The organism is Synechococcus sp. Cruz CV12-2-Slac-r (assembly GCF_024346075.1).
Classification (GTDB): domain Bacteria; phylum Cyanobacteriota; class Cyanobacteriia; order PCC-6307; family Cyanobiaceae; genus Synechococcus_D.
In genome coordinates this window covers 1-3,131 of the sequence record NZ_JAGQEK010000180.1, presented here as the reverse complement: position 1 = coordinate 3,131, position 3,131 = coordinate 1, and the positions used below count along the sequence as shown (strand labels likewise).

4 protein-coding genes are annotated in these 3,131 nt (G+C 50.5%); 1 reads left to right on the top strand and 3 read right to left on the bottom strand.

The window, feature by feature from the left end:
• From KB557_RS10240 to msrB, 3 genes are all read right to left on the bottom strand, one after another.
• Positions 1-440, bottom strand: a 440-nt coding sequence (locus KB557_RS10240; RefSeq protein ID WP_255133892.1) for an acyltransferase, incomplete at its 3' end; no start/stop codon positions are given.
• A 41-nt stretch (positions 441-481) separates the two neighbouring features.
• A complete protein-coding gene (locus KB557_RS10235) occupies positions 482-1,720 on the bottom strand; it encodes an NAD(P)/FAD-dependent oxidoreductase (RefSeq protein WP_255133890.1) in 1,239 nt (412 codons plus the stop codon).
• Positions 1,713-2,234, bottom strand: a complete 522-nt coding sequence (gene msrB / locus KB557_RS10230) for a peptide-methionine (R)-S-oxide reductase MsrB (protein WP_255133888.1) — start codon at positions 2,232-2,234, stop codon at positions 1,713-1,715. Before msrB ends, KB557_RS10235 begins: the two co-directional genes overlap by 8 nt.
• A gap of 6 nt (positions 2,235-2,240) precedes the next feature.
• Between msrB and dusA the strand changes: the two genes are divergently transcribed.
• On the top strand, positions 2,241-3,131 hold an 891-nt coding region (gene dusA / locus KB557_RS10225; RefSeq protein ID WP_255133886.1), incomplete at its 3' end, for a tRNA dihydrouridine(20/20a) synthase DusA.

Below are 3,131 nucleotides of genomic sequence, written 5' to 3'. Positions count from 1 at the left end.
ACAAAAGGAAGAAAGAACAGCGGATAAATTAAATAAAATTGCTCCTCAATCCCCAAAGACCAAGTATGCAGATAAGGGTTTAAATATTGATCCGGACTAAAGTAGTTTGTTTGCTGCGCAAGCAGTTTTAAATTTGATATTCCAAGCAAACTAGTAATTGAAAAACCAGAAAAACTATAAAATGAACGCTTTTCGTGGATCGTATAGCTTACTGCTGCAATCAAAATTAATGCTACCAATAAAGGAGGCATAATCCGCTGGAAACGGCGCTGCAAAAAAGTGGCAAACCCCATCCCTTTTTGTTGATCTTTTTGTTGCCTAGCAAGCAATGCATAGGTAACTACATAACCAGAAATTACAAAAAATATATCCACCCCCGCATAACCACCAGGCAAGATATTAGGGAACAAATGAAATATCACCACCGCTAAAACTGCCACCCCCCTCAGCGCTTCGATATCAGCGCGAAATGGAAAACTCATTAATTGTGATTCGCCGTAATCGCCCTGCCAGCAATCCAACCGCTACTCCAGCAATGCTGAAAATTAAAACCACCTGTTACCCCATCCACATCCATTATTTCACCTGCAAAAAATAAACCAGGTTGTTTTCGGCTTTCCATCCGCGCCAAATTCACTTCCGCAAGCGCAACTCCCCCCGCAGTTACAAACTCCTCCCCAAACGGACCTTTCCCTAACACTTTATAAACACTACGTTGTAAAACTTGAAGCAGCCGTTGCTCAGCTTGGCGTGATAACTCTGCCCACGGCGTAGCTGGATTCAACTCCGCTTGATTTAGTAATGCCAACCAAAGGCGCCGCTTAAGACCCTGCAATATCTCTGGGCGTCCGTTAGCCAATTGTTTGCGCGCTAAATCCTGGCGAGCTTGCTTGAGTTGTTGCTGCAAGATTTCTAAACTTGCCCCTTCACACCAATCAATGCGTAATTCAGCGCGATATTGATGTTTATGCAAGGCCCTAGCCGCAAACGCCGTAAGCCTCAACACCGCCGGACCACTCACCCCCCAATGGGTGATAAGAACGGTGCCCCTCTGACGAAAACTTTCACCTCCAACTAACAATTCCAGCGGCACCGAGCCCTGGGATACCCCCGCCAAATCCCTCAAAAACTGCGCATCTAAACGCAAGGTAAAAAGCGATGGCACCGGCGCCACCAGTTCGTGGCCCAATGCTTGGGCAAGCTGTCTGCCGCTGGGATGTCCGCCAGTTGCAAGCAGCAACTGATCACAGCAAATGGAGCTATCTAAGCCTCTACCTTTCAGTTCAAAACCCCCTTTGCTTAAAGGTTTCACCGCCTGCAGCGCCCGCTGGGTAAAAAGCTGAACGCCAACAGCTTGCGCCCTGGAACGCAGAGCTTCCACCACCGTTGCAGAGCTATTGCTCACAGGAAACATGCGGCCATCAGCCTCCTCCTGCAAATCGACGCCCCGCTCACTAAACCAGGCCACTGCATCCCCTGTTGCAAATCGACTAAACGGGCCCCGTAATGGTCTTTCACCCCTTGGGTAGTTGCTTACCAGTTCAGCTGGATCCCAACAGGCATGGGTAACGTTGCAGCGCCCGCCGCCACTAATGCGCACCTTGGCCAAAGGTTCGGCAGTGGCTTCCCAAATCTGCACCTGTTTAAGACCTGCCTCTGCAGCCGTAATAGCCGCCATAAAACCTGCAGCGCCTCCACCTGCCACCACCAGCTCAGGCATCGGCCTTGAAAGTTAAAGCCACGCCGTTATTGCAGTAGCGCTTTCCAGTTGGTTTTGGCCCGTCATTAAATACATGGCCCTGATGACCTCCGCAGCGACGGCAATGATATTCAGTGCGGGGAACAATTAATTTGAAATCCACTTTACTAACCACCGCCTTTTGAAGTGGTGCCCAAAAACTTGGCCAACCTGTGCCGCTATCAAATTTAGTAACACTGGAAAATAGCGGCAATTCACAGCCGGCGCATTGATAAATACCCTTTCGTTTCTCGGCATTTAAGGGGCTACTGAAGGGGCTTTCAGTGCCTTCTTGACGCAAAACCTTGAACGCAGCTGGAGCTAACCGGGCCCGCCATTGGGCTGGGCTTAATTGCCAGGCGGGATCAGTTGCTTCTGTTGCTGCTTGGGTAGGAGCCGGGCGCCAAAAAGCGGCAAAGGCTGCAGCAAGGGCTTGCAGCAATGAACGGCGTTGCCAATCGGCCATGCTGAATAAACGCACATCAAGCTGCAGCATGGGTTAGTGACCCCCTCAAGCGCTACTGCAAATCAGCCTCCGGCCCATCGTTTCAGTGTGGCGCCAATGCTGGATTACACCGATCGCCACTTTCGTGTGCTGATGCGGCAGGTGAGTCGCCACGCGCTTTTGTATTCAGAAATGGTGGTAGCTCAGGCGCTACATCACGGCGATAAAAGCAAACTGCTCAACTTTGATCCAATCGAAAAGCCCTTGGTTTTACAGCTTGGGGGCGACGACCCAGAACTGTTAGCGGCAGCAGCTCAATGGGCAAAAACCTGGGGCTACAGCGAGGTAAATCTGAACGTGGGTTGCCCTAGTGCCAAGGTGCAACAGGGGCGTTTTGGCGCCTGCTTGATGGCTGATCCAGAAAGGGTGGCCCGATGCGTTGAAGCTATGGCTGCTTCCTCAGGCTTACCGGTCACGGTGAAACATCGCATTGGCATCGATAACCACGACAGCTACGCGGAACTTCTTAATTTCGTTGATACGGTTGCTGCAGCCGGCAGCCAGCGATTCATTATTCATGCCCGTAAAGCATGGCTTGAGGGCCTTGATCCCAAACAAAACCGCACGGTTCCCCCCCTGCGTTACGACCTAGTGCAGCAATTGAAACAAGACCGACCCAAACTGTTATTGGAATTAAATGGTGGTTTAGAAACCTTAGAAAATTGCCAGCAGCAGTTGGATTGGGCTGATGGAGTGATGGTGGGAAGGGCCGCATACCATCACCCATTGCAATGGAACCAGGTTGATCGAGAGCTTTTTAATGATGAAAAGGCGATTCCTGCTCGAGCCTCAACGGTGCTGCGGGGCCTTATGCCCCATACGGAGCAATGGTGCAGGGATGGAGGCAAGCTGTTTAGATTTGATGTGCTTTTTGTTGTTTTAGTGTTT